General features: G+C 54.4%; 22 protein-coding genes. 9 read left to right on the top strand and 13 right to left on the bottom strand.

The window, feature by feature from the left end; all coding sequences use genetic code 11:
- Positions 1 to 18: 18 nt before the first annotated feature.
- Positions 19 to 717, top strand: a complete 699-nt coding sequence (locus tag CPA50_RS19495; RefSeq protein WP_179397262.1) for a THxN family PEP-CTERM protein — start codon at positions 19 to 21, stop codon at positions 715 to 717.
- Between the two features lie 257 nt (positions 718 to 974).
- Entirely contained in the window at positions 975 to 1,667 is a 693-nt protein-coding gene (locus CPA50_RS17880; RefSeq protein ID WP_096783903.1) for a pseudouridine synthase, read from the top strand.
- 12 nt (positions 1,668 to 1,679) lie between these two features.
- On the opposite strand, the gene CPA50_RS17875 is transcribed toward CPA50_RS17880, so the two are convergent.
- Entirely contained in the window at positions 1,680 to 2,159 is a 480-nt protein-coding gene (locus tag CPA50_RS17875) for an asparaginase domain-containing protein (protein ID WP_096783902.1), read from the bottom strand.
- 47 nt (positions 2,160 to 2,206) lie between these two features.
- Positions 2,207 to 3,151: a D-alanyl-D-alanine endopeptidase gene (gene pbpG / locus CPA50_RS17870; protein ID WP_096783901.1), complete on the bottom strand. Its 945-nt coding sequence runs from the start codon at positions 3,149 to 3,151 to the stop codon at positions 2,207 to 2,209.
- Between the two features lie 255 nt (positions 3,152 to 3,406).
- Between pbpG and CPA50_RS17865 the strand changes: the two genes are divergently transcribed.
- Positions 3,407 to 5,806 carry a xylulose 5-phosphate 3-epimerase gene (locus CPA50_RS17865; protein WP_096783900.1) on the top strand — a complete coding sequence of 800 codons (2,400 nt, stop codon included), beginning with the start codon at positions 3,407 to 3,409 and terminating at the stop codon, positions 5,804 to 5,806.
- 76 nt (positions 5,807 to 5,882) lie between these two features.
- On the opposite strand, the gene CPA50_RS17860 is transcribed toward CPA50_RS17865, so the two are convergent.
- From CPA50_RS17860 to cysZ, 6 genes are all read right to left on the bottom strand, one after another.
- The gene (locus tag CPA50_RS17860) at positions 5,883 to 6,458 is read right to left on the bottom strand and encodes a glutathione S-transferase family protein (protein ID WP_096783899.1); all 576 of its coding nucleotides are present in this window, start codon (positions 6,456 to 6,458) and stop codon (positions 5,883 to 5,885) included.
- 152 nt (positions 6,459 to 6,610) lie between these two features.
- Positions 6,611 to 6,817, bottom strand: a complete 207-nt coding sequence (locus CPA50_RS17855; protein WP_071265711.1) for a cold-shock protein — start codon at positions 6,815 to 6,817, stop codon at positions 6,611 to 6,613.
- A gap of 236 nt (positions 6,818 to 7,053) precedes the next feature.
- Complete coding sequence (gene crcB, locus CPA50_RS17850; protein WP_096783898.1) at positions 7,054 to 7,434, bottom strand: fluoride efflux transporter CrcB; 381 nt, start codon at positions 7,432 to 7,434, stop codon at positions 7,054 to 7,056.
- Between the two features lie 17 nt (positions 7,435 to 7,451).
- Entirely contained in the window at positions 7,452 to 9,902 is a 2,451-nt protein-coding gene (locus CPA50_RS17845; RefSeq protein WP_096783897.1) for an acyl-CoA dehydrogenase, read from the bottom strand.
- A gap of 125 nt (positions 9,903 to 10,027) precedes the next feature.
- The gene (rapA, locus tag CPA50_RS17840; protein ID WP_096783896.1) at positions 10,028 to 12,916 is read right to left on the bottom strand and encodes an RNA polymerase-associated protein RapA; all 2,889 of its coding nucleotides are present in this window, start codon (positions 12,914 to 12,916) and stop codon (positions 10,028 to 10,030) included.
- 16 nt (positions 12,917 to 12,932) lie between these two features.
- A complete protein-coding gene (gene cysZ / locus CPA50_RS17835) occupies positions 12,933 to 13,682 on the bottom strand; it encodes a sulfate transporter CysZ (protein WP_096783895.1) in 750 nt (249 codons plus the stop codon).
- 97 nt (positions 13,683 to 13,779) lie between these two features.
- On the opposite strand from cysZ, the gene CPA50_RS17830 reads away from it, so the two are divergent.
- From CPA50_RS17830 to CPA50_RS17805, 6 genes are all read left to right on the top strand, one after another.
- Positions 13,780 to 14,184, top strand: a complete 405-nt coding sequence (locus CPA50_RS17830; RefSeq protein ID WP_096783894.1) for a VanZ family protein — start codon at positions 13,780 to 13,782, stop codon at positions 14,182 to 14,184.
- Positions 14,185 to 14,711: 527 nt separating this feature from the next.
- The gene (gene mnmH, locus CPA50_RS17825) at positions 14,712 to 15,815 is read left to right on the top strand and encodes a tRNA 2-selenouridine(34) synthase MnmH (protein WP_096783893.1); all 1,104 of its coding nucleotides are present in this window, start codon (positions 14,712 to 14,714) and stop codon (positions 15,813 to 15,815) included.
- 162 nt (positions 15,816 to 15,977) lie between these two features.
- A complete protein-coding gene (locus CPA50_RS17820) occupies positions 15,978 to 16,811 on the top strand; it encodes a mechanosensitive ion channel family protein (RefSeq protein WP_096783892.1) in 834 nt (277 codons plus the stop codon).
- A gap of 173 nt (positions 16,812 to 16,984) precedes the next feature.
- On the top strand, positions 16,985 to 17,536 hold the full coding sequence (locus tag CPA50_RS17815; protein ID WP_096783891.1) for an aminoacyl-tRNA deacylase: 552 nt from the start codon (positions 16,985 to 16,987) through the stop codon (positions 17,534 to 17,536).
- 86 nt (positions 17,537 to 17,622) lie between these two features.
- Positions 17,623 to 18,918 carry an FAD-dependent monooxygenase gene (locus CPA50_RS17810; RefSeq protein ID WP_096783890.1) on the top strand — a complete coding sequence of 432 codons (1,296 nt, stop codon included), beginning with the start codon at positions 17,623 to 17,625 and terminating at the stop codon, positions 18,916 to 18,918.
- A 35-nt stretch (positions 18,919 to 18,953) separates the two neighbouring features.
- Complete coding sequence (locus CPA50_RS17805) at positions 18,954 to 19,319, top strand: histidine triad nucleotide-binding protein (protein WP_096783889.1); 366 nt, start codon at positions 18,954 to 18,956, stop codon at positions 19,317 to 19,319.
- Between the two features lie 28 nt (positions 19,320 to 19,347).
- Here the strand turns inward: CPA50_RS17805 and phoU are convergent, their stop codons facing one another.
- The 5 genes from phoU to CPA50_RS17780 all read right to left on the bottom strand — a co-directional run bounded on the left by phoU (position 19,348) and on the right by CPA50_RS17780 (position 24,780).
- Positions 19,348 to 20,070 (bottom strand): phosphate signaling complex protein PhoU, encoded by a 723-nt coding sequence (gene phoU, locus CPA50_RS17800; protein ID WP_096783888.1) that lies wholly within the window; start codon positions 20,068 to 20,070, stop codon positions 19,348 to 19,350.
- A gap of 32 nt (positions 20,071 to 20,102) precedes the next feature.
- The gene (gene pstB / locus CPA50_RS17795; RefSeq protein ID WP_227519724.1) at positions 20,103 to 20,897 is read right to left on the bottom strand and encodes a phosphate ABC transporter ATP-binding protein PstB; all 795 of its coding nucleotides are present in this window, start codon (positions 20,895 to 20,897) and stop codon (positions 20,103 to 20,105) included.
- Between the two features lie 104 nt (positions 20,898 to 21,001).
- Positions 21,002 to 22,276 (bottom strand): phosphate ABC transporter permease PstA, encoded by a 1,275-nt coding sequence (pstA, locus tag CPA50_RS17790; protein ID WP_096783886.1) that lies wholly within the window; start codon positions 22,274 to 22,276, stop codon positions 21,002 to 21,004.
- Positions 22,269 to 23,657 (bottom strand): phosphate ABC transporter permease subunit PstC, encoded by a 1,389-nt coding sequence (gene pstC, locus CPA50_RS17785; protein ID WP_096783885.1) that lies wholly within the window; start codon positions 23,655 to 23,657, stop codon positions 22,269 to 22,271. The genes pstA and pstC overlap by 8 nt, the downstream gene beginning before the upstream one ends.
- 79 nt (positions 23,658 to 23,736) lie before the next feature.
- The gene (locus tag CPA50_RS17780) at positions 23,737 to 24,780 is read right to left on the bottom strand and encodes a substrate-binding domain-containing protein (RefSeq protein ID WP_413772178.1); all 1,044 of its coding nucleotides are present in this window, start codon (positions 24,778 to 24,780) and stop codon (positions 23,737 to 23,739) included.
- Positions 24,781 to 24,841: the final 61 nt, after the last annotated feature.

The following is a 24,841-nucleotide window of genomic DNA, read 5'->3' as shown; positions in this document are numbered from 1 at the left end:
AAGGTCAGGAGTAATGCCATGAAGATGTTGGCGAAAGGATCCTTCGGTGCGCTGCTGCTGACAGCCGCCATGAGTGTAGCCGCGTTTCCGGTTGACATAACGTCGATTGAAGGCACATTTGAAAACACACTGAACACCAACGGTGGCAGCGTTAATGGTGACGGCACCAATTTCATCAGTTGGGGACAGGGCCCAAAAAGCAGCTACAAATTCACTGATGCGAGCCCTCTGCCTATACAGATCGTCGATGATTCGATTTTCAGCCTAGGTACACTGACCCACAAAAACAGGCAAGTCGCCGGCCCGGTGCTGACATCGACCGACCTTGCAATAACACTTGGCCTTTCCGGCTTTGGTGACACAGGTACCGCAGCAGGTACATTTGTGTTTTCACATAACGAAACAGTGGACAACGCCATATACCGGGAATGCTTTTTGATCTGGTGCTGGAATGAAAACAATGGCCCGGTTGACGACATCATTGCCCAAACCGGTGCATCGGTCACAAGCTCCAGCTTTATTCTCGGAGGTTTCGAGTACTCTCTGGAACTAATTGGCCTGGCCGCCGACGGCAGCACGCCCGAAAGTACTAAACGTGATTACGAGCTGTATGCCAGGCTTAACGCAACAGCCCTACCCGTTCCCGAGCCCGGCACCCTTGCGTTGCTCGGCTTGGGGCTCGCTGGTCTTGGCATGGCTCGTCGCCGCAAAGCCTGACCGGCTGGCGCGTTAACCGGCTAGTTTGCCAGCGCCCGCAGTAACAAGATGTACCAGACCGACACCCTGCGCCGCAATCCAGCCCGGGGTGTTGGCCGTTTAAGCTCCTGCCTTTCTCAATTCCCGCTTTCCGTGATTTGATCTCCCGATCCGCGCATAATACTCATCACCACTTTCCAACACTTATACGGGACTCATGGACTCAAACACTCTAGCCGCTCCTTGCACACCAATAGCCAGCATGGAGCGCTATAACTATGCGCCTTGATCAGTTTATTGCCACAAGCTCACTACTTTCACGCAAAGAGGCCCGGCGAGCTATTCACGCTGGCAGTGTCACAGTAAACAGTGAGATCTGGAAAGATACCGGCAAACACATTCCGGCAGGAGCCCAGGTAGTACTGGAAGGAGAAACGCTGACACTGCAGGGCGAACGCTACCTGATGCTCAATAAGCCTTCCGGCGTAGTCAGCGCAACCCGCGACAGCGAGCACCCGACGGCACTGGACCTTTTGCCGGCAGAACTGACCCGCGATCTTCACATCGCCGGTCGTCTGGACGCCGACACCACCGGCTTGCTTTTGCTGACAACTGACGGCCAATGGTCTCACCGGATCACCTCACCCAAAGTGAACTGCCCCAAGACCTACCAGGCAAGACTGAGCACTCCCCTTTCAGAATCGGCTATTGAGAGTCTCAGAGCAGGTGTAATGCTTCGAAACGACCCTGTGCCCACAAAGCCTGCGCAGGTAAACGTTCTGGAGCCGGATCTTATTGAGTTAACCATATCAGAAGGACGCTACCACCAGGTCAAGCGCATGCTGGCAGCAGCAGGAAGCCACGTGGAGACCCTGCACAGGCAAAGTATTGGCGACATTATTCTCGACCCGGCACTGGAGCCCGGCGCCTACCGGGAACTGACGGAACAGGAAATCGCGTCGGCAGGCTGAATCGAAAGTGCTTCAGGTACGTTCGAAGCGCTGGGCTTTCAGGTTTTTCCGCACAGCACCAGCCTCGAACACCTCCCCGTTCATGGCGATATAAACTCCGGGCGGCAAAAGCTGCACTGCCGCCCAGGCAAACCCCATGTTGAAGACTGCATCGCTACGACGCATTCGGGCAGGCTGCATCGCTCCCGTAAGAACAATGGTCTTGTCACTGAGGGACGACAACTCTCTGGCGGTTTCAGCCATGGTGTCAGTACCGTGGGTAATCAGAATCCGGCTGCATTCACAGGCCGCAACGGCATCAAGAACCTGCCTCCGGTCTTCATCAGTCATCTCCAGGCTATCTTTTCGCAATAGCCCCTTCAGGCTGTAGCCCTTGTGGATATTGGATTCTGCCAATAGCTCCGGTACCAGAGACTCACCGATTTCAAACTCGCTGTTAGCATCAAAATACACCTTGTCGATGGTGCCGCCTGTAGTAAATATCCGGATCATGACATTCCCACCCTGCTTGGTTTTATGTACATCCTTGAGCGTACACTTTAATCCAGAGCCGCCCGGGTGCTATGGGCTACTGAGTTATAGGCCGCATTCTTTTGCTGCGCGTATTGCCGAGCTGCTTCTGCCACCTGCCCTTTAGCGCCGGAATCCAGCCAGCGCTTGATACGTCCGGCATCACCCATTGGGGAGCGGGTGCCAAGAGAATCGAGAAGAACAGTAACTACCTGCCTGCCATTCATATTGGAAACCATCACAAGACAGCGACCGGCCTCCGAAAGATAGCCAGTTTTACTAAGCCCCACGCCCCAGCTTTCGCGGTGTACCAAGGCGTTGGTATTACCAAAGGACAAACTGTATCCGGGCTTGCGGAACTGGCCAATAAAATAACCGGTTGTGGAGTACTCCCGTATCTCCGGATGCTTTGACGCCGCATTAACAAGCCTCACCAGATCCCCTGCAGTTGAGAGATTCTCCGCCGAAAGGCCCGTCGGATCTACAAACCGCGTGCCCGTCATGCCAAGGGATTTTGCCTTGGCATTCATGGCTTCGATAAAGGCATCAAAACCACCCGGATGGCTTCGGGCAAGGGTATAGGCAGCAAAGTTCTCTGACGACATCAGAGCAATGCGCAGCACATCGGCGCGGCGCATCTGCGAGCCAATCCTGATGCGGCTGTATGCATTGGCCGCAGCAGGCGTATGGCGCTTTTGAAATACCAGCCATTCGTCCAGAGGAGCCAGGGATTCCAGCACCACCAGCGCCGTCATCACCTTGGTAATGGAGGCAATAGGGACAGAGCGATCGGCGTTTTTTCCGAATACCAGATCATTACTACCCGCCAGGGCTACCGCCGCATTAACGGATGCCAGGTTCGGCCCCTGAATGTCCGCATCAACGTTGCCTGAACCTTTCTGGGCCGCATGAACTACTACCGGCAAGCTGAAAATCAGCAACAACACCAGACCCGCTATGCTCTTTCTATACATCTATCACACTCTTATTGAACGCTGTCTTAAAGGCTTCAGAGAAAATCAGCAACTGCGTCAACTCTTACTCAGAGGCATCCAGCGCAATACAGTTGCAACCGTATTATTAGCAACAGTAATTGTATAGCCATCGCCGACCAGTGCAATGGGGGGCTCCAGTGACGATCAGAAACCGGTCTGACTGACCTGCATCAAACGGCATTCCATCGATGAGCCTTACAATCGCTTAAAATAATTGAGTTGTGGAGACACCTCATGTCATCACCCGTTTTGCCATCAACGGTTTGTCCCGAGTACGAACGCTGGCGCCAGGGCTATGGTGTTGTCCAGCATACGGAGACCACCTGCGATCATGTACAGGCTCTGGCCTCCCGTCTTGTTGTCGCCGGTCATCAGCCTGATACTGCGACGGTTTACAGCAAGCTGGCAGACCTGGACCGGCTTACAAGCGCTGGCCTGTGGCTGGTTGTACACATGACCTATGCAAATCGCGTTGATACATCTGGTGCCCCGCTAGCTGCCCGGGATTTCAAAGTCAGCCCTGAAGGCCATACCGGAGGCGCGCTGAATATGGTGCCCGCTTACGCGGCGTATATGGCTTTCAATAATCTGACTGCGCATACCAGAAGCTGGCTGATGGGCCAGGGACATTGCGTGGCCGCCATCGACGCACTGAACGTGCTGACAGGCAACCTGCATCCGGAACAGCACGAACGCTACACCGGAACAGACGGACTGTCACGAATGGTTGCGGATTTTTACAGCTACCAGCAAAAGGCAGATGGCAGCATGGCCGCTCCCCTGGGCAGTCATGTTAACCCATACACTGCTGGCGGCATTATTGAGGGTGGCTATCTGGGCTTTGCTGAGCTTCAGTATGCCCACATGCCGCTTCCCGGCGAATCACTGGTGGCATTTCTTTCAGACGGCGCAGCAGAAGAACAGCGAGGCAGCGACTGGATTCCACGCTGGTGGAGGGCAACGGACTGCGGTCTGGTGTCACCCGTGATGATCGCCAACGGCCGCCGCATTGAACAACGGACCGAACTGGGCACACGCGAAGGGCTGGAAAGATTCGAGGCGCACCTTGCAGCCCGCGGGTTTGATCCGTTCCGGTTTGATGGCCGCGACCCGGCCGCATTTGTCTGCGCTCTGGCGGAAATGGAGTGTTCACTCCAATACAGGAGCGAGCAGGCTCTGAAAGGCGACCTGAAGTACCCGGTTCGTATCCCCTATGGTATAGCAGAAACCGTTAAAGGTTTCGGTTTCTTTGGCGCCGGCCTTAACTCCGCCCACAATCTGCCACTACCGGGAAACCCACGTGTGGATATCCGCGCCCGGGAACTGTTTCAGGAGCACGCATCCCGGCTGTGGGTCGCACCAGACGAGCTTGCAAAAAGCGTACTGAACCTGAAGGAACACGAACTGCAATCACGCCCGAAGGAACGCGATCACTCACTGGCACGAAGAAACCCTTCAGACCTTGTTATTCCAGCCATTCCCCCACGCCACGACCAGGTTTCGCCGATGCTGGCGGTGGACAACTTCTTTCGCTGTCTGGTTGCGCAAAACCCCGACCTGCGAGTCCGTGTTGGCAATCCCGACGAGCTTGCCAGCAATCGCCTGACCGGCGTTCTGGAAGATCTGAAGCACAGGGTCAATGACCCCGAGAACGCACTCGAGTCAGTACACGGCAACATCATCACTGCGCTCAACGAAGAAGCCGTCGTTTCTGCCTGTCTGGCAAACAAGGCCGGGATCAACCTGGTAGCCAGCTATGAAGCCTTCTGCGTGAAAATGCTCGGCGCCATCCGACAGGAACTTATTTTCGCCCGCCACCAGAAAGCCCTTGGCCGCCCTGCTCGCTGGCTTGGCCTGCCAGTTATTGCTACGTCCCATACCTGGGAAAATGGCAAGAACGAGCAGTCCCACCAGGACACCACCTTCTGTGAGGCCATGCTGGGCGAAATGGGAGACGGGTCCCGGGTTATCTTCCCCGCTGACTACAACAGCACCCTGTCAGTTCTCCCTTCAGTCTTTAAAGGGCGGGGGGAAATCAGTTGCATGGTAATTCCGAAGCGTGAACGCCCCTGCGTTTTCGATGTCAACGAAGCGCAGGCACTTGCCCGACACGGCGCTCTGGTCGTTGACGAAGATACATCCGGGGGAGAACCCATATTGCTGATTGCTAACGGCGCCTACCAACTGTCGGAAGCCATCCGCGCCTGTTTGCGCCTGCGGGAGACGGGCACATCATTCCGGCTGGTCTATATGCAGGAGCCGGGGCGTTTCCGGGAGCCAAGGGATTCTCTGGAAGCAAAAAGCTGCATGTCGGAACTTGAGCGCGAACGGTTACTGCCAAACCGGCTACATCGGCGAGTAGCGCTGACTCACATGCGGCCTGAAGTATTTCGGGGGCACCTGCACCCGCTCTTCCCGGATCCGGAGCACAGCAGAGTTCTGGGTTATATCAACAGGGGAGGCACACTGAATGAAGCGGGCATGCTGTTTGCGAACCAGTGTTCCTGGGGCCACGCTCTCGCTGCCTGTGCCAGTGTTCTGGACAGGCCCCCTGGCGAGTGGTTATCCAGTGCAGAACTGGCAGCTGTGGAAGGCCGCGGCGACCCGGTTCTGATTACCCGAGCCTTGTCCTGACGGTCTTTAGCCAATGGGCAGGGTGGAACATAGATAAGCAGACGCCCGGCACGCCGGGCGTTCCGGGACTTGATGCTTACGACAGGCGGGGATCTGTTTCCGCAACCCAGGGGTTGGTTTTCCGGCTGTCACGGAATGCCAGCAGGCTTTCGACACCAGAGAAATCTACAAGATCGCGGAAATCCAGCCAGTCGACCAGACAATAGAGACACATGGCGGGGTAATTCCACTGCTCAAACTGTCCATCTTCAACCTGCGCCGCAAGTGTTCGCATGGTGGTCATAATACGCTCACGCTGAAGATCAAAAAATAATACGCCCGGCGTATCTACATCAAGACCGGAGCGCTTTGCCAGCAGCAGGGTAACAGCGGAGTCGTTAGCACCATCAATCAGGGTAAGCTGGTTCTGCTGATCCCAGGTAAGAGGGTCCCGGCCTTGCTTGGCACTGATATAACGGGAAATAATCCGCGAGTCATAGATCTCCTGACCATCGCTTTCCAGCACGGGTATTTTCAGCGCCGGGTTGTTACGTCTGATTTCATCACGGTCTGCGCCGTATATATCGAGGTTAACGAAGTCATAATGCTCTTCGTCCAGCAGGATGCGGATGCGCCGTACGTAAGGCGAGGTAGTTGATCCAATCAGCTTCATAAACTCTCCGGTTGTATAACCCAAGTAATACTTTGTGTCTGGCTGAAATGTACCACATTGACACCCCGGAGCAGGAAAAAAACAGAACTTTTACAACGAAAAAAGGCAGCCGAAGCTGCCTTTTTGGCGGTTACTACTCTATCCGAATGGGATTAGAGAGGAGTAACGTTTTCCGCCTGAGGACCTTTCTGGCCCTGGGTAACGGTGAACTCAACTTGCTGGCCTTCTGCCAGAGTTTTGAAACCGCTGCCCTGAATAGCGCTGTAGTGAACAAAAACGTCCGGGCCGCCTTCACGAGTGATAAAGCCAAAGCCTTTTGCTTCGTTGAAGAACTTAACAGTACCGGTAGTAGTAGACATACTTAAACTTCCTGAAATCAATCATATTATCTGCTGCCATTCACTGAATGTGTATGGTCAGCGTTTTACGGAAATACAGAACTCGCGGAATCAAAAACAGGACGGTCACTACTAACTGCGGAGTACGTCTTATTCATGAACTGCTTTACTGAATCTTTCCTTCAACAAACACTCTACTCCTCAAGCACCGGCTTGCCAAGCATATTTAAAATAAATTGTGCAGGTAATATCATCCATCAACCTTTTACCAGAGTAAAAGTGTAAATGCCCACCGCAGTCATCAGGATAGAGCCAAGGACATGAACCAGAACACCGGTAATAGCCATGCCCCACTTGCCGTCCTGAATCGCTGCAAACATTTCCAGAGAAAACGTCGAAAAGGTTGTAAGTGCACCACATAACCCGGTGATGGCAAACAGGCGCCACTCAGGCGCCAGTGTGCTGTCATGACTGAAATAGCCAAGCAGGAAACCAACCAGCCAACCTCCGCCGAGATTGGCTGCCAGGGTGCCAAATGGAATCACGTGGTAGCTGGCGTTAAGCCACAACCCCAACATCCAGCGCAGGTTGGCACCGATAACGGCACCAACACTAACGGCAAGGAACGATAGCCACATGGCAATCTGTCATCCTGTTACGCGGGGTTATGGTCAATCACGGTTTCCTTGTTACGGGCAAATTCATCGAACGGGAAATCATCCACGGTAAGCATCTCAAGCACCACTGCTTCATACTCGCGCATGAACTCCGCTTCCTCTTTAGTATAGATACCCGCTTCCAGCGCCGCCTCAAAGCGCTCCTCCGGATGCAGCGCTGTCATGGGCAGCTCACCTTTGGCGTATGCCTTGGTCGATTTGCGGTACAACTGCTCAGCCTTATCGTAGTCCTTGAGCAAGTCGTTATAACGGGCCACAGGATTTTCCACCTCGCCTTCACCCTCTGTGGTCCAGGTACTGGCCAGCAGCTTGTGACGTATAGGCGTATCGGTCGAGATAAAGCGTGCAAGCTTGCGAGCCTGGTCGTCATGAGGATTGCCCCAGCTTCGGCCCAGGGGCAGTGTTACTGCACGCAGAACCAGAGCTACCGCTCTGTTGGGGAGGTTCTGGAGAAATGCATCCAGAGCCTCTTCAGTACGGTGCAGCAACAAGCCAAGGCTGTATTGCATGATTTCCTTTTCACCTTCAACCGGCTGTGTTTCATGCCAGTTTTTAAGCACCATGGACGCCAGGTAAAGGTTGGACAACATATCCCCGAGGCGGGCAGAAATAAGCTCTCGCATTTTCAGCTCACTGCCAAGTGTGGTCATGGCCGCATCCGAGCACAAACCAAAGGCAGCACTGAAGCGCGCAACAGCCTGAGCATACTTGCGGCTGGCACTATCAAATGGAACGTCGGCCCGACCGATACTCAGTGCCTGGGTAAAGGCACGCGCCGCGTTTCCGAAAATCAGGCCGGCATGGCCGAAGAAGGCATCGTCAAACGCATTGATATCGTCGTTATCCTTGGCCGCCAGCTCTTTGAGTACATAGGGATGACAACGGATAGCCCCCTGACCGAATATCATCAGGCTGCGGGTCATGATGTTCGCACCCTCAACCGTGATCGATACCGCCGAGCCGCTGTAACCAATCCCCAGATAGTTGCGGGGGCCAAGGGTCACTGTTTTACCACCATGAACATCCATGGCATCGGTGAGTATTTCACGCTGCATTTCGGTCAGGTGATACTTGAGGATAGCTGACGGAACGGCCGGCTTTTCGCCTTTGTCGATCATGTTCGCAGTGTGATTGACTGCCGACTGCGCAATGTACGTTTTGGCTGCAATACGGGCCAGAGGCTCCTGCACGCCTTCCATGTCTGCCACCGGCGTATTGAACTGCCGGCGAATGCGGGTGAACCCACCGGCAGTGCCTACTGCATAAGCTGCGGAGCCTGCGGCACCGGAGGGCAGAGTGATACAGCGGCCGACAGAAAGACACTCAACCAGCATACGCCAGCCCTGCCCTGCCATCTCCAGACCACCAATAATGTAATCCAGAGGGATAAATACATCCTTGCCAACGATCGGGCCATTGAGAAACGGGCTCCCGATGGGACAGTGACGGCGGCCGATTTCCATACCCTTGGTATCCCGGGGTATCAGCGCACAGGTAATTCCATAGTCTTTTGTCTCGCCAAGCAGGCCATCCGGGTCAAACATTCGGAATGCCAGACCGACAACAGTTGCTATGGGCGCAAGCGTAATCCAGCGCTTTTCAAAATCGAGTCTGATACCAACAACTTCCTTGCCGTCTATTTCCCGCTTGCACACGATGCCGGCATCCGGCAATGAGGTGGCGTCCGAGCCGGCACGGGGGCCAGTAAGACCAAAACAGGGAATTTCCCGGCCATCGGCCAGGCGAGGCAAATAATGGTTTTTCTGCTCATCAGTACCGTACTTGACCAGCAACTCACCCGGCCCAAGGGAATTGGGCACACCTACAGACACCATAAGCATTTCGTTGGCAGCAATCTTCTGCAGAACCGCTGTCTGGGCTTTAGCCGAGAAGCCCAGGCCGCCATATTCTTTGGGAATAATCATCCCGAAGAACTTCTCTTTTTTGAGGTAATCCCAAAGCTCTTTCGGAAGATCGGCGCGTTCGACGGCGATATCCCAGGCATTACACATGGAGACAGCCTGAACACACTGGTTATCCACAAAGGCCTGCTCTTCTTCGCTCAGTCCCGTATGACGGTTGATCAGCAGGTTGTGCCAGTCAGGCTGACCGGTGAACAGCTCACCGTCCCACCCTACTGTACCGGCTTCAAGCGCAACTTTTTCAGTGTCGGAGACCTTCGGCGCAACCTTTTTGAACATGGCAAAAACCCGCGGTGTGAGCCAACTCTGGCGCAACGCAGGCAACCCGGCTGCAGCCGTAGCCGCAGCACCGGCAAAAAGAAGCAGGGCCAGCCATCCTGATGCAAAGATCACAGACAGAATGCCAACCACAACCATCACACCAATGGCCGGCCTGGCACCGGACTCCCGCCGCATGACAACCAACAGGCCCGCCAATGCCACCAGAAACAGAATAAAGGTCATCATAATAAGTTCTCTCCGCTATCCATGGATAAGACTTCAAATTATTACGTCAACGGTATCGCATCAGATGAATACTGGCCAGCAAGCGCCGCCGCATCCAAGGGTTAGCCGTTTCTCTCCAGACTTTCTCAGGCTGTGACAATAACCCGTATACCTTCCAAAGCCAGACTGGCATGCCCTATGGCCTCACGGGCAGCGCCAAGCTGATTCCGGAAGTAATCGATTTCTTCCTCGCGAATGGCCGGATTCACTTTTTGCAAAGCCTCCAGCCGGCGGATCTCAGGTTCAAAATTTGCCGCCACCTGCTCCAGCGCTTTTTGCCTCATCGGCTCCAGATGTGGCGCGGACAAACGTTCAACGTGATCCACCATCGCTTCAACCTGAGGACGGATCTGCGGCACAATCGCCTGAGCAGTGCGCCGCCGGATGTTTGAACAAAGATCGTTCAGACGATCATGAGGCAGCGCCGCCGAAAGCTCTTTACCGTTGACATCTACCAGCAGACGCAAGGGCGAGACCGGCAGATACCGGGTCAGCTGCAAGGCTTCTGGCGCAGGGCAATGCACTGTGAACAGGGCCTCCATGAGCAAAGTGCCCGGCGGCAGTGCCTTGACTGACAAGCTGGCCAGCGCCGCCTTGCCCAGCCCTGAACTGGTTACCGAGTCCATTACGCCGGTTACCATCGGATGCTCCCAGCTCATGAACGCAATGTCTTCACGCTCCAGTGCATGCTGGCGATCCCAGGTTACGGTTACACCGTCCTCCGGCAGTTCGGCTACATGGCCGGCCTGATATTGCTCGCCAGGGCGCAGAATGTCGGCATATTCAGAGTGATCCTCGACCTCCACCCCAAGAATATCGAAAGCTTCCATCATGTAGTCGCGCACCTGAACAGAACCTTCTTCCTCTTCGATACCGGCGATCAGCACATCGGCTATATCGCTGCGACAGGAATTGAGCTCAATAAGCGCATCGCGGCCATTCTGCAGCAAGGTTTTCAGGCGGGTCGTTTCGGCGGCAGAGGCTTCAACCAGGTTATCCAGCAAGCCGGTATCACCGGCAACAGCACCTTCCCACTGTTCTCCTACTTTTTCCTGCACAGCCACACCAACAGCGCAGCTTTCAGCAAATGCGTTCAGCCCTTCGTGGAACCAGCGGTACTGAACCTCCTGCGAGGTGTTCAGCAGATAGGGAATATGAATATCGATCGATTCAGTCTGGCCAATACGATCGAGACGCCCGATACGCTGCTCAAGCAGATCCGGGTTGGCAGGCAGATCAAACAGCACCAGATGGTGAGCAAACTGGAAATTGCGCCCCTCACTGCCAATTTCAGAACAGATAAGCGCCTGAGCACCCTGTTCATTGTCAGCAAAGTAGGCCGCAGCGCGGTCACGCTCTATAAGACTTAAATGCTCATGGAATGCAGCGCTGCGAATGCCTGCACGAAGCTGCAGGTAGTGTTCAAGTGCCATGGCGGTTTCGGCCATGGCACAGATAACCACGACCTTAGCGGGGCGAAGTCCCGCCAGCTTTTTCTCCAGCCAGGCAACCCTCGGGTCATCCGCCAGCCACTGCTCTTCAGGCACAAGCTGCTCTGGCGCCAACCCCGTCAAACCGAACTCCTGGCTCTCGTACATGGCAGGACATTCCAGCGCAACAGCATTAACGCGGCGCTCGGGAAAGCCCTGTATCGCTGCACGGGTGTTACGGAACAACACCCGCCCTGTACCATGGCGGTCAAGCAGTGCGTCAATAACAGCCTGGCGCGGCGAATCACCCTTTAACAGTTGCTCCAGCTCATCGCCTAACCAGGCCTCCAGGGCCATCCGGTCTTCTTCATGAATCCCGGAACTCTCATCCTGCAAACGCCGGACTACGCTGTTAATCGTTTCGTACTGCTGCTCTTCTTCCTGAAACGCCTTCAAGTCATGAAAGCGGGCCGGGTCGAGCAGGCGCAGACGGGCAAAATGACTGGCCACGCCCACCTGCTCCGGCGTTGCTGTCAGTAATAGCAGACCTTCACTGGCCGCCGAAAGCTCCTCCACAATCTGGTATTCAGGGCTGACACTCTCAGGACTCCAGGCCAGGTGATGAGCCTCATCCACGATCATCAGATCCCACCCGGCGCTCAGGGCGTGCTTTCTGGCCTTTTTGCTACCAACAAGAAAATCAAGGCTGCACAACACCAACTGGTCGCTTTCAAAGGGGTTAACAGAAGATTCGTCCCCGAAAATGTGATTAACCAGCGCGTCCACTTCATCTTCGCTTTCTGCCAGAGCGTCGTAGCGACTCTGGTCTACAATGGAGAAGCGCAGGTTAAACCGCCTCAGCATTTCCACAAGCCACTGATGAATCAGAGAATCAGGCACCACGATCAGGGCGCGTCTGGCTCTGCCAGTCTGCAACTGGTAATGCAGTACAAGGCCCGCTTCAATGGTCTTACCAAGGCCGACCTCATCCGCCAGAAGCACCCGTGGCGCATGGCGCTTAGCGACTTCATGAGCAATGTAAATCTGGTGCTGCAAATGCTGTGTACGCGCACCAATCAGGCCGCGGGCAGGGGAAGCACGCAACCGGTCCAGGTGCTGAACGGTGGCATAACGCAGACGAAAAGCACCATTACGATCAAACTGGCCGGCAAAAAGGCGTTGGTGGGGCGCAGAAAAATTTACGGAGCCCGCGAGTTTCACCTCGGATATCTGTTCAAGCTTCTCGCCATCACCTGACTCATCGTCACCGGAAAGACTGGCTGCGTGATACATCAGAACACCACCCACGTCTTCCACCGCACGCACGAGATACCTGTCTCCGCCGAAGGTCTCGATTTCCTCACCAACCTGGTAAACTATTCGGGAAAGTGGCGCGTTATCAATAGCATAAGTGCGCTCTTCATCCGCCGCAGGAAACCCCAGGGTAACCCTCCGGCCGGAAACTTCTGTCACTATGCCCAGCCCCAGCGCAGTATCACTGTGGCTTACCCAGCGTTGACCAATAACCAATTCCGATGCGTCCAAAAAGCCTCCCGACTCGTTAATTTCGTGTTGCGCCGTTTTCGCGCACCCAATAGGCGGTAGCACCGCATACGGCTGCAGGAACCACGACCAGATTCAGAACAGGTACCATGGCTGCCAGTGCCACCGGCAGCCCAAAGCCCAGTGCAGACAGTCGGGTGTCGGCAAGCAGCTGCCGCAAAGCCTTGAAGCTCACCTTATGGTTGTCTGCCGGGTAATCTACATACTGCAGCGCCATCATCCAGCTGTTAAACAGGAACCACAGCACAGCTGCGACCAGATTAACCACCGGGATCAAACCAATAATAAAGAGGCCAATGGCCCGCGGCAGGTAATAAACGATTTTCTGCACTTCGCGCCAGAGAGCCCGGGGAGTATCTTTGATGATCGTCGCCCAGCTGTCATCGGGGCTGACCTCCTGCCCCGTGAGATGCTTTTCGGTCAGCTCAGCAAGATAACCATAGAACGGGGAACCAATCAGGTTGGCTACGATCACAAAACCGTATGCCAGCATCAGCAGAATCACTGCGCCATAAAAGATCCAGAACAGCCAGTCCAGCGCCTGCAACCAGGCCCAGTCCGGCAACCAGGCCATTGCAGCGACGATCAACCCACTGAAAACTTCACCCAGGAAATAGAACAATAGCCCGAAAAGCAGAATGTTGATCACCAGAGGGATCATCACAAACAGTCGCAAACCGGGCTGACGTATCAGGTGGAAACCCTCACCCAGGTAGCCCAGTCCACGAAAAAAATTACCTCTGAGCATTGCTGATTAGCACTCCGCTTCAATGACAGTGACGGGGCGCAAAGCATATCATGTTGAAAACCTTCACACAGCCAGAGAACTCTGACGGATTTCACCAATGGCAACATTGAAACACCAACTGATAACCCTGCTGCGCTTTCGACCACTGTGGCGCTTCGCTTTGCTGCTATCGGTGGTTGCCATTGGCTTCCTGGCGACCACAAGCGGTGACTACCCGATTCCTTCGGCACCCAGCGACAAAGTGAACCACATCATTGCGTTTGTTGAGCTCACGGTGCTGGTTCGCCTGTCATGGCCCAACCTCCGTGTCATCTGGTTTGTTCCTGTACTCCTGGGGTTTGGAGTCAGCATTGAGGCAGCTCAGGCCAACCTGCCCTACCGGGATTTCTCTCTGGCGGATATCGCTGCCGACGGAACAGGAGTACTGATAGGGCTTCTGCCCTGGCCCGGTCTGCGCAGGACCGACAAAACGGTTGTGAGAGATTCGCCCGAATCCGTGTGAGATATTTCGCACAAGCTTGTGCGATCTTACGGTGACTTTGCGTGCGCGACGGCATTCCGGCGCGCCCAAAAACGCTCAACCCAATGATATATAAAGGCATATTCTGTACACCCCCAAAACATACCGAAAACACCGTCGCCCAAGCATGCGGGGTCCACACGTTTCCCGACTTCAAACAGGTATAGTGATGTTGTCAGGGATGGCATGGAAAAGGACGACGCACTGGATGCACCCCGGCATGGAATGCAGGGAGAAGCAGGGACACAGGGACACCTCGCTTAAGGGATAAGTATTCGGATCGCTGGCTCGGAAGCCGGCACCAGGGAGAGGCAGAAGGACTCGCAACAGGGCTGTTGCACTCAGCGCAAGGACGCGCCGACCACATCTTATAAAGGGCAACTTTCGGGTTGCCTTTTTTTTTGCCTGACCAGTAATCTGATCCCACCCGGAAAATTACGGCCAGAAAGCAGGAAAATTTCACATCCGCTATACTGCCGCCTGACTCTGACATGCGATTGAGCCCCGAAATGGCAAGCAGACCCGATACCGATAACTTTCTGTCCCTGTTCCTGAACGACATCCCGTTAATGGACGTTCGGGCACCAGTAGAGTTCACCAAAGGCAGTTTCCCCGGGGCTGAAAATGCGCCCCTGATGAACGACGACGAACGACACCGGGTAGGTATCTGTTACAAGGAAAAAGGTCAGGATGAAGCCATCCGGCTGGGCCATCAGCTGGTTTCCGGCGATATCAAAGCCCAGCGTATTGAGGCCTGGAAGCGGTTTGTAGCAAGTCACCCTGAAGGCTATCTATTCTGCTTCCGGGGTGGTTTGCGATCCCGGCTCACCCAGCAGTGGATACGGGAAGCCGGCATTGATTACCCCCTCATCAAGGGCGGCTACAAGGCCCTGCGCCGGTTTCTTATCGACAGCCTGGACAATCTTATTGAGTCCAGTGAGTTCCGCATTATAAGCGGTCGTACAGGAACCGGAAAAACCCGTGTATTGCAGCACCTGCCAAACCCGGTAGACCTGGAAGGTCTGGCCAATCACCGGGGATCCAGCTTCGGACGGCAGGTAACACCCCAGCCATCACAGATAGATTTCGAAAACCGCCTCGCTGTCGCCATGCTAAAGGCCCACCACCTGAAAGGAGGGCCCATTTATCTGGAAGACGAAAGTCGCCTGGTTGGCCGCTGCGCCATCCCCGACGCCCTGAAAAACCAGATTGCTCATGCACCGCTGCTTATTGTCGAGCAACCGCTGGAAGAACGCACCCGCATCATCCGGGAAGACTATGTGGAAAAAATGCTGGCTGATTATGCGAGGCGTGACGGTGAGGCAGCTGGCTGGCTGAATTTCCGGGACTACCTTCTTGGCGCGCTGGACCGCATAAGCAAGCGCCTGGGCGGAGAACGTCACAATCAACTACGTAACTCCATGTCGCAGGCGCTGGAACAACAGGAGCGCAGCGGAGACGTTCACGGCCACGACGCCTGGATTCAGTCACTGCTTCAGGATTATTACGATCCTATGTACGACTATCAGCTCAGCCAGAAACAAGGCGAAATATTTGTCCGGGGCGGACCGGATACTGTGATTGACTGGGCCAGAAACAATACTTCTGCATAACCACCACCTATTTTAATTCCGGCGCAGGAAACACCTTGTCGCACTATGCGTCGTATAAACCCCTGCTTACATACAGAGGTTTCAGACCTATAATGAAAACGCAGTAAATAGATAATAACGACGCAATACATAAAAAAACCAGAAATTGACAAGGAAACTCATATGGAAGATCTACTTAGTGCTGACGGACGCGCCTCGGGATACATTGATCAGGCTATTGAGCTGATCATGACCTATGCACCGAAAGTTTTGCTTGCCATTGTCACGCTGATTATCGGCATGTGGCTGATCAATCGCTTAGTGAGACTGCTGGATTCAAAGCTTGGTAAAAAAGACCCTACTCTGAACAAATTCTTGTGTGGTCTGGTCAGCGCGATTCTCAAGATCCTGCTGCTCATCTCTGTTGCCTCCATGGTTGGCATTGCCACTACCTCATTCGTTGCCATTATCGGTGCCGCAGGCCTGGCGGTCGGCCTTGCACTTCAGGGCAGCCTGGGTAACTTTGCGGGCGGCGTTCTGATTCTGATGTTCAAACCCTTCAAGGTCGGTGATGTTATCGAAGCTCAGGGATATCTGGGGTCGGTCATCGAAATTTCCATTCTTTACACTATCGTCAATACCTTCGATAACCGTCGGGTTGTGATCCCCAATGGCGACCTGTCCAATTCCAGCCTGACCAACCTCAGTGCCTACGAAACCCGTCGTTGCGACATGTCGTTTGGTATCGGCTATAACGATGACATCGACAAAGCCAAAAGCATTTGCAAACGCCTGATTGAAGAAGATGAGCGCGCACTGAAAGACCCTGCGCCTCTGGTCGTAGTAGGTGGTCTTGGTGAAAGCTCGGTTGACCTTACCGTTCGTGTATGGGCCAAATCAGGCGATGTATGGCCGTTTTACTGGGATATGCAGGAACGCGTGAAAAAGGCGTTTGATGCAGAAGGCATCTCGATTCCCTTTCCCCAGCGCGACATACACATGTACAAAACCGAGTGAAATAGCAATCCGTATCCCATAGATACAACCTGTTACTCGCAAACTGCACAACCTCAGCTAAGCTGACCATTAATGGCGGGGCTAAAACAGCCCCGCCAGGCCATCGCCGGAGCAGGACAAGCACTTAATCCGCCGCTCCGGATTGCTGTCGTTGTTGGTAGGGGCCTGTCACTATGCCGATACAGCAGTTGAAAGAGTTTCTTGATGAGGCGAATGTTGAATACATGAGCCTCACTCACCCTCCCGCATTTACCGCTCAGGAACTTGCTCACCACGTAAAAATTGCGGGTGACAAAGTCGTCAAAACCGTCATTATCGAACTGGATGGAAAAATGGCGATGCTGGTTATGCCGGCAACCTGGCGCGTTCGCTGGAATAGCCTTTCCAACATCCTTGATACGGATTTCGTCGATCTTGCCGATGAACAAACGTTCGCTGACCGCTTCCCGGATTGCGAAGTTGGAGCCATGCCGCCTTTCGGCAACCTGTTCGGCATGACCGTCTACTGCTCGGAATCCTTAACAGAACAACCGGAGCTTGCCTTTGCCGCAGGAAGTCACACCGAAACCCTGCACATGAACACCCGGGATTTCCTGAACCTTGTGCAGCCAGTCGTACTTAACCGGGGTTTCACCAAGCCTGGTGGCCGGAAGCCAGCCTGGCTCCTGAAAACATGTCATTCACATGAAGAGGAACCCGGGCAACGGGTATCCGGCATGGCTTAGCTAGTGCTTTTACAACCGACTTGATACCCGTTGCTTGTCTGATCTTTGCCATCGCGTAAACTGTGGGCATCAGACAGGAATCCGATATGACTCAAGCTTTTGATATTGTGATTGTTGGCGCTGGCATGGTAGGCGCCGCCCTCGCCACCGGTCTCGGACGAGAGGGTTTCAACGTAGCGATGGTTGACCGCGCCCCTGCTCCGGCGTTTAACCCGGAGGCGGCGCCCGACATACGCGTATCTGCCCTGAGTGCGGGCAGCGAGCGCTACCTGCAGAATCTGGGAGCCTGGGATCACATCCTCAACATGCGCGCTACACCCTATCGGCGGCTCGCGGTATGGGATGAGACATCGCATCCGCTACGCAACCTGCTCCCTCGCACATCAAACCGGGTAGAATTCGATGCCTGCGGGCTGAACACACCCCATCTTGGCCATATCGTTGAGAACTCAATCACACAGATCGCTCTGTGGCACACAGCTGCAACAGAACCTTCGGTGACTATACTGGCCGGCAACGGTGTCTCCGGCATTTCCCGGACAGATGAACAGGCCACAGTTACACTTGAGAACAGCCAGCAATTGACCGCAGCACTGGTTATTGGCGCCGATGGCGCGCAGTCGCGGGTAAGAGACATGGCAGGCATCGGTGTTACCAGGAATCAGTATGGCCAGCAGGCCATGGTAATTTCCGTGCGCTATCAGGGCCAGGTAGAGGACATCACCTGGCAGGGCTTCTACCCTTCTGGCCCAAGGGCCTTTTTGCCGCTATACAGCGCCGGCCCTGAATACCCGGGCGAGAGCCTCGCCTCACTGGTGTGGTACGACTCGCCGGAGGAAATTGCCCGCCTCAAGAGTCTGAGCAACGAAGTGCTGATGGCGGAAATACAGACGAATTTTCCGACAGAACTGCCGCACCTCACCCATATTGAAGACCGTGCTAACTTCCCCATCGCCCGGCAGCACGCAAAACAGTATTCAGCAGGACGCATCGTGCTCGCCGGAGACGCCGCTCACACCATTAACCCCCTTGCGGGCCAGGGCGTCAATCTCGGCTTTCAGGATGCACAATGCCTGCAGAGCATCCTGAAGGAGGCCCGGCGGGCAGGCGAGGACCTGGCGAACCCCTCAAGGCTGGCCAGCTACGAGCAGCTACGGCGCCCGGCAAATCGCCGCATGATGCTCACCATGGACGCTTTCTATCATCTGTTCAGCAACCGTGTTCCTCCGCTCCACCTGCTCCGGAACCTCGGCCTTGGAACTGCACGTGCCCTGCCTTTCGCCCGTAATCAGGTGGCCCGCTATGCCATGGGCATAGACGATGAACTACCCGCAGCAATCCGGCAGCTGGCATCAAGGTTGCCAGGCCTGAAGCAGCTTTAAATCACTCAACAACCAGGTAACAACAGGGAGTCCAAATGTCCGAGACTATTTTTACCAAGATCATAAACCGGGAGATTCCGGCAGATATCGTCTATGAAGACGACACCAGCCTGGCCTTTCGCGATATCAACCCGCAGGCACCGGTGCACCTGCTGATCATCCCGAAGAAAGCAATTGCGACCATCAATGACATGGAAGAAGAGGATCGCGAGCTGTTTGGCCACTTGTACTGGGTAGCCGCCAAACTCGCAAAAGAGATGGGGTTTGCCGAAGAGGGGTTCCGCACCGTGATGAACTGTGGTGAAAATTCAGGCCAGACCGTATTTCACATTCATCTTCATCTGCTGGCAGGAAAGCCCTTCGGCTGGCCCCCTTATACAGATAAAATGAAGCAGGCCTGAACTTACCAGAGGCGTGATATAGCGGGGCTTAACGCCCCACTATCCGTTCAGCTTCTTCCATCGGCGTGTGGCGAACGTCTTCACCCTTCACCATAAAAATCACGTTCTCAGCAATGTTACAGGCGTGATCGCCCACCCGTTCCAGGGCCCGCAAAACCCACATCACGGACATACAGTGAGTGATATTGCGGGTGTCTTCCATCATGAAGGTCAGCAAGGAGCGGGTTGCGGACTGATACTCCTCATCTACGCGCTTGTCTTCTTTCATTACCCGCAGAGCCTGCTCGGAATCCAGCCTGGCGAATGCGTCCAGCGAATCATGAATCATTCCCATAACGTGGGCGCCAATGTTGCGCACTTCCGCATAGCCTTGGGGCGCTTGCCCTTCCTCGGTCAGCTTGATCGCAAACCGGGCAATTTTCTTGGCTTCATCACCAACCCGCTCCAGATCCGCAACCATCCGGATCACTGAAATCACCAACCGCAGGTCACGGGCCGTGGGCTGACGGCGGGCGATGATGAGCATGGCTTCCTCATCAATATCCATCTCCATCCTGTCCACGAGTCTATCGTTGGACCGAATCTCTTCCGCGAGTTCGCCGTTGCCTTCAATCAAGGCCTGCAGGGCACTGTCAATCTGGGATTCCACAAGTCCTCCCATTTTCAGAAAGCGGGTTTTCAGTGCCAGAAGCTCATCGTTAAACCTGTTGGAGATGTGATCCCCGTATACGTCATCCTTATTCGGAACCATAATATTTTTCTCCCTTGTTCTGTTTAGCCGGATCAGCCAAAACGACCGGAAATATAGGATTCCGTGAGTTGATGTTCAGGCGTTGTAAATACTTTGCTGGTCTCGTTTACCTCAACCAGGTGACCCAGGTGAAAATACGCTGTGCGATGAGAAACCCGTGCAGCTTGCTGCATGGAATGGGTAACTATCACAATCGTAAAACTCTCGGACAGCTCTGCAATCAGCTCTTCAACTTTGGCCGTGGCAATAGGATCCAGTGCCGAACAGGGCTCATCCATCAATACGACTTCCGGGCTGACGGCAATGGCTCTGGCAATACACAGCCGTTGCTGCTGCCCACCTGACATGCCGGTCGCCATGGCATCAAGACGATCCTTGACCTCGTTCCACAGCCCCGCCTTGCGCAGACTGTTCTCCACTATGTCATCCAGCTCCGACTTACGGTTCGCCAAGCCATGAATACGTGGGCCATAGGCCACATTGTCATAAATTGATTTGGGAAACGGGTTGGGCTTCTGGAACACCATACCTACACGGGCACGCAGCTCAACCACGTCGCGCTTGGCATCGTATATATCGTGGCCATCCAGCAGCAGCTGTCCTTTTACCCGGCAGACATCAATACTGTCGTTCATTCGGTTCAGACAACGCAGGAAGGTTGATTTCCCGCACCCGGATGGGCCAATAAACGCGATCACCTCATTGCGGGCAATATCCAGACTGATGTTCTTGATAGCCGGGCTGTCGCCGTAGAAAACTTCCACATTACGCAACTTGAACTTCGCGTCGTCAGTGAAGGGCGTTCCGACTGTAACACCTTCTTCCATAACCGTATTTTCCGGCTTATCCACTGTTACCGGCATAACCTTTTCCTCGGGCGCCTGCACTTGATTGATTCTCGTCGAACTCATGGTATTCATCACTGTTCTCCTTACCACCGGCGCTCAAGGCGTTTGCGGAGCCAAATGGCCATTGCATTCATAGTCATCAGAAAAGCCAGCAAAACCATAATTGCAGCTGAAGCACGTTCAATGAACGCCAGCTCCGGGCTGCCTGCCCACAGAAACACCTGCACAGGCAAAACAGTTGCGGCATCAAAAACTCCTTCCGGGACTTCAACAATAAACGCCACCATGCCAATCAACAGCAGCGGTGCGGTTTCGCCCAGTGCCTGAGCCATGCCAATGATCGAGCCAGTCAGCATGCCAGGCAACGCCAGCGGAAGTACATGGTGCAGCACTACCTGCATTTTTGAGGCCCCGATACCTTCGGCAGCTTCGCGCACCGAGGGCGGCACACTCTTGATTGCAGCACGGCTGGAAATAATGATTGTAGGCAGAGTCATCAGAGTCAGTACCAAACCACCCACCACCGGCACCGAGCGCGGCATGCCGAACAGATTGATGAAGATCGCAAGACCCAGCAACCCGAATATTATTGACGGAACCGCAGCCAGGTTATTGATATTAACCTCGATGAAATCCGTCAGTCTGTTCCTGGGGGCAAATTCCTCCAGGTAAATCGCTGCAGCAACGCCAATGGGGAACGCAAGCACCAGAGTGATGATCATGGTCAGCAACGACCCGACAATCGCCCCCAGCACGCCCGCCTTCGCAGGGTCTCTGGAGTCTCCATTAGTGAAGAAAACGTCGTTGAAACTGGTTTCTACAAGGCCCTGCTCTCTGAGCTCGTCCACCCAGGACTGCTGCTGCTCCGTCAGCTTGATGGAATAGGCCGAATCGCCCTTATGCTTCACGTAAACATCGACGTTGCTGTGCGCCAGGAAGGACATGGTTCGCGTTGTACCCATCCATTCCGGATTCTCAATCAACGCATCCCGGAGTTCATTGGAAGCGTATGGGTTGATCAACCGGCGCAAGGCATCCTGATCATCCGCAGTGGCACCCGGAAGAGCATCATCGACAGCAGCTACCAGTGGCGCCACGAAGTCTGCCATGCGCACCTGTTTTGAATCCGTGGGATCGTCCAGGTACATCAGGTCCGGATCCATGGTCACTTCAAGGGTAATCGTCGTTTTCAGAAACCCTGTGTACCCTTTACCGACAATATCGGTAAACAGAGTAATCAGGGCCGTAAGGGCTATGGCAATTGCCAGGATCCCATAAGCACGGAAACGACGTTCTTTGCGGTATCTGTGTTTGAGGGACCGGCGAACCAATTCCGCTTGTGAAGTATGATCAGTCATATTGTTCCCGATATTTCCGGACAATTTTCAAAGCGATAACGTTGAGCAGCAGCGTAGCGATGAACAGCATCGCACCCAGTGCAAACGCAGCCAGAGTCTTCGCACTGTCAAACTCCTGATCACCAACCAGTAAGGTAACAATCTGCACGGTTACGGTGGTGACGGTTTCCAGAGGATTTGCAGTCAGATTGGCAGCCAGACCCGCCGCCATAACGACAATCATGGTTTCACCAATGGCTCTGGACACTGCCAGCAAAAGACCGCCCATGATGCCCGGCAGGGCCGCCGGAAATATAACCTTCTTCATGGTTTCAGACTGGGTCGCACCCAGAGCCAGGGAGCCATCACGAAGGGTCTGGGGCACAGCGTTAATAACATCATCCGAAAGCGAGGAAACGAACGGGATGATCATGATACCCATGACCAGCCCTGCCGCGAGAGCGCTCTGAGAAGAGGCCTCCACACCCACCGCACTGGCAAGATCACTGATAAAGGGCGCGACCGTCAGGGCGGCAAAAAAGCCGTACACGACTGTCGGAATACCTGCCAGCATTTCCAGCAGAGGCTTGACGATGCTGCGAACCCTTTTATTGGCATATTCAGAAAGATAAATTGCCGACATCAGGCCGACGGGCGCTGCAATCAGCATCGCAATAAATGAAATCAGCAGAGTCCCGGTAAACAACGGGATCATCCCGAACGCTCCCTCCGAGCCAACCTGATCAGTTCTCAGGGCCAGCTGAGGGCTCCAGGAAGTGCCGAAGAAAAACTCGAAGAATGGCACCTGCTCAAAGAACCGAATGGTTTCAAATACCACCGAGAAGACGATACCTACGGTGGTCAGAACTGCGACGCCGGCGCAGGCAAAAAAGAACCAGCGCAGAACCGCCTCTACCTGCTCCCGCGCATTCAGCAGCGGGCGTATACGTATCCACCCCAAAAATCCGGCCAGCAGCGCAACTGCAACAACCAGACCTGTCATATAGATTTTGCTCTGTACCTGCAGCGCCTGCAGCAATTCAGCCGCTTTAGCGACAGGCTCCTCAACAAAGCCAGAGGGCAAGGATCCATTGGCGACGTTGCCGATTTTGCTCATCAGGAGGCTGGCCTCACCCGCCGAATCAGGAATCATGGTGTCGGGCAAGGTGCCGACCACGATCGACTGGATAACTTTGCCTTCGAACGCCGCCCAAAAGGCCAGAATAATCAGCGCAGGCACTCCGCACCAGATGGCCGCGCGAACGCCGTAATAGCCGGGTAACGATTTAAGGTGGCGCACACCGCCGAGGGGCATTGCCAGCGCGCGGGACCGGGCATAGCCCAGTCCATAGGCGACCACGGCCAGCACCATCGTCAATAAAAGCAGGTTTAACGGTTGCATGAGGATTCCTGTCTTCAACTACACAGAAGGGTGCAGGCTTTTATAAGCCCACACCCTGCATTAACCGAAGAATTCCGGTTTATTTCAGCTCTTCCAGAGTCAGATTAGGCATGTTTTCAACCTTGTCCTGAAGCTCCATCAGGGCAGCACGAGTCGGAATAATAAGCCCGACATCTTTCAGGTAGCCGTTTGAGCCCATGGCACGCGGGCTGACGAACTCGGAAGCATACTCAACAATACCCGGCACCACACCTACGTGGGCCTTTTTCACATAGAAGAACAAGGAACGGGCAACCGGGTACTTGTCTTCCGCGATATTCTCCTGTGTCGGCTCAACACCGTTGAGGGCAGCGGCCTGTAAACGGTCACCGTTCTCTTCCAGGAAGCTGTATCCGAAAACGCCGTACATATCCTTGTCACCGATGAGCTTCTGAACGATCAGGTTGTCGTTCTCACCCGCTTCAATAAAGGCCCCATCTTCACGAATGCTCTGGCAGATAGCTTTATGCTCGTCTTTGCTCAGGCTAGCCGCTTCAGGAAGTTCATCACAACCACCTTCCAGCGCCAGTTCGTTGAATGAATCACGGGTGCCGGATGTCGGAGGCGGTCCCATTACGCGGATTGGCTTGTTCGGCAGACTGGAATCAACGTCACTCCAGGTCTTATTCGGGTTAGCCACCCACTTGCCATTCTGGGGAACTTTCTCGCCCAGAGCCAGAAACAGCTGCTCAAGAGTCAGATCCATATGCTCCGCTTCCTTGGAGCTCGCAATCACGATGCCGTCAGAACCAATACGGAATTCAACAATGTCTTTCACGCCGTTGCTCTGGCAAAGTTCGAACTCAGAGGTCTTCATACGACGGGAAGCGTTGGTGATATCCGGGTTCTGGGTACCAATGCCCTGACAGAAGATCTTCATGCCACCACCAGAACCTGTGGATTCCATTTTCGGCGTGGAGAACTCAGTGTTAGAGCCAAAACGCTCAGCCACAACAGTAGCGAACGGGTAAACCGTGGAGGAACCCACGATACTGATAGTGTCACGAGCCATTGCCGGTGCAGACATTGCGGCGACGGTGCCAGCCAGCGCAACTGTTGCGAATGCTTTGTTCAGATTCATCACGTCGAGTCTCCGTTATCAGGTTTGGACGTTGTGTCGGATGTGCTTTACCGATGAATGCATC

Origin of the sequence: Marinobacter sp. ANT_B65, assembly GCF_002407605.1 — a bacterium.
Taxonomy (GTDB): Bacteria; Pseudomonadota; Gammaproteobacteria; order Pseudomonadales; family Oleiphilaceae; genus Marinobacter.
Note: the sequence above shows the minus strand (reverse complement) of the source record. Positions and strands in the feature narration are given on the sequence as shown.

Excerpts from the sequence above, each read along its gene's own strand:
- CPA50_RS19495 (WP_179397262.1), top strand. The coding sequence starts at position 19 with ATGAAGATGTTGGCGAAAGGATCCTTCGGTGCGCTGCTGCTGACAGCC.
- CPA50_RS17880 (WP_096783903.1), top strand. The coding sequence starts at position 975 with ATGCGCCTTGATCAGTTTATTGCCACAAGCTCACTACTTTCACGCAAA.
- CPA50_RS17875 (WP_096783902.1), bottom strand. The coding sequence starts at position 2,159 with ATGATCCGGATATTTACTACAGGCGGCACCATCGACAAGGTGTATTTT.
- pbpG (WP_096783901.1), bottom strand. The coding sequence starts at position 3,151 with ATGTATAGAAAGAGCATAGCGGGTCTGGTGTTGTTGCTGATTTTCAGC.
- CPA50_RS17865 (WP_096783900.1), top strand. The coding sequence starts at position 3,407 with ATGTCATCACCCGTTTTGCCATCAACGGTTTGTCCCGAGTACGAACGC.
- CPA50_RS17860 (WP_096783899.1), bottom strand. The coding sequence starts at position 6,458 with ATGAAGCTGATTGGATCAACTACCTCGCCTTACGTACGGCGCATCCGC.
- CPA50_RS17855 (WP_071265711.1), bottom strand. The coding sequence starts at position 6,817 with ATGTCTACTACTACCGGTACTGTTAAGTTCTTCAACGAAGCAAAAGGC.
- crcB (WP_096783898.1), bottom strand. The coding sequence starts at position 7,434 with ATGTGGCTATCGTTCCTTGCCGTTAGTGTTGGTGCCGTTATCGGTGCC.
- CPA50_RS17845 (WP_096783897.1), bottom strand. The coding sequence starts at position 9,902 with ATGATGACCTTTATTCTGTTTCTGGTGGCATTGGCGGGCCTGTTGGTT.
- cysZ (WP_096783895.1), bottom strand. The coding sequence starts at position 13,682 with ATGCTCAGAGGTAATTTTTTTCGTGGACTGGGCTACCTGGGTGAGGGT.
- CPA50_RS17830 (WP_096783894.1), top strand. The coding sequence starts at position 13,780 with ATGGCAACATTGAAACACCAACTGATAACCCTGCTGCGCTTTCGACCA.
- mnmH (WP_096783893.1), top strand. The coding sequence starts at position 14,712 with ATGGCAAGCAGACCCGATACCGATAACTTTCTGTCCCTGTTCCTGAAC.
- CPA50_RS17820 (WP_096783892.1), top strand. The coding sequence starts at position 15,978 with ATGGAAGATCTACTTAGTGCTGACGGACGCGCCTCGGGATACATTGAT.
- CPA50_RS17815 (WP_096783891.1), top strand. The coding sequence starts at position 16,985 with ATGCCGATACAGCAGTTGAAAGAGTTTCTTGATGAGGCGAATGTTGAA.
- CPA50_RS17810 (WP_096783890.1), top strand. The coding sequence starts at position 17,623 with ATGACTCAAGCTTTTGATATTGTGATTGTTGGCGCTGGCATGGTAGGC.
- CPA50_RS17805 (WP_096783889.1), top strand. The coding sequence starts at position 18,954 with ATGTCCGAGACTATTTTTACCAAGATCATAAACCGGGAGATTCCGGCA.
- phoU (WP_096783888.1), bottom strand. The coding sequence starts at position 20,070 with ATGGTTCCGAATAAGGATGACGTATACGGGGATCACATCTCCAACAGG.
- pstB (WP_227519724.1), bottom strand. The coding sequence starts at position 20,897 with ATGGAAGAAGGTGTTACAGTCGGAACGCCCTTCACTGACGACGCGAAG.
- pstA (WP_096783886.1), bottom strand. The coding sequence starts at position 22,276 with ATGACTGATCATACTTCACAAGCGGAATTGGTTCGCCGGTCCCTCAAA.
- pstC (WP_096783885.1), bottom strand. The coding sequence starts at position 23,657 with ATGCAACCGTTAAACCTGCTTTTATTGACGATGGTGCTGGCCGTGGTC.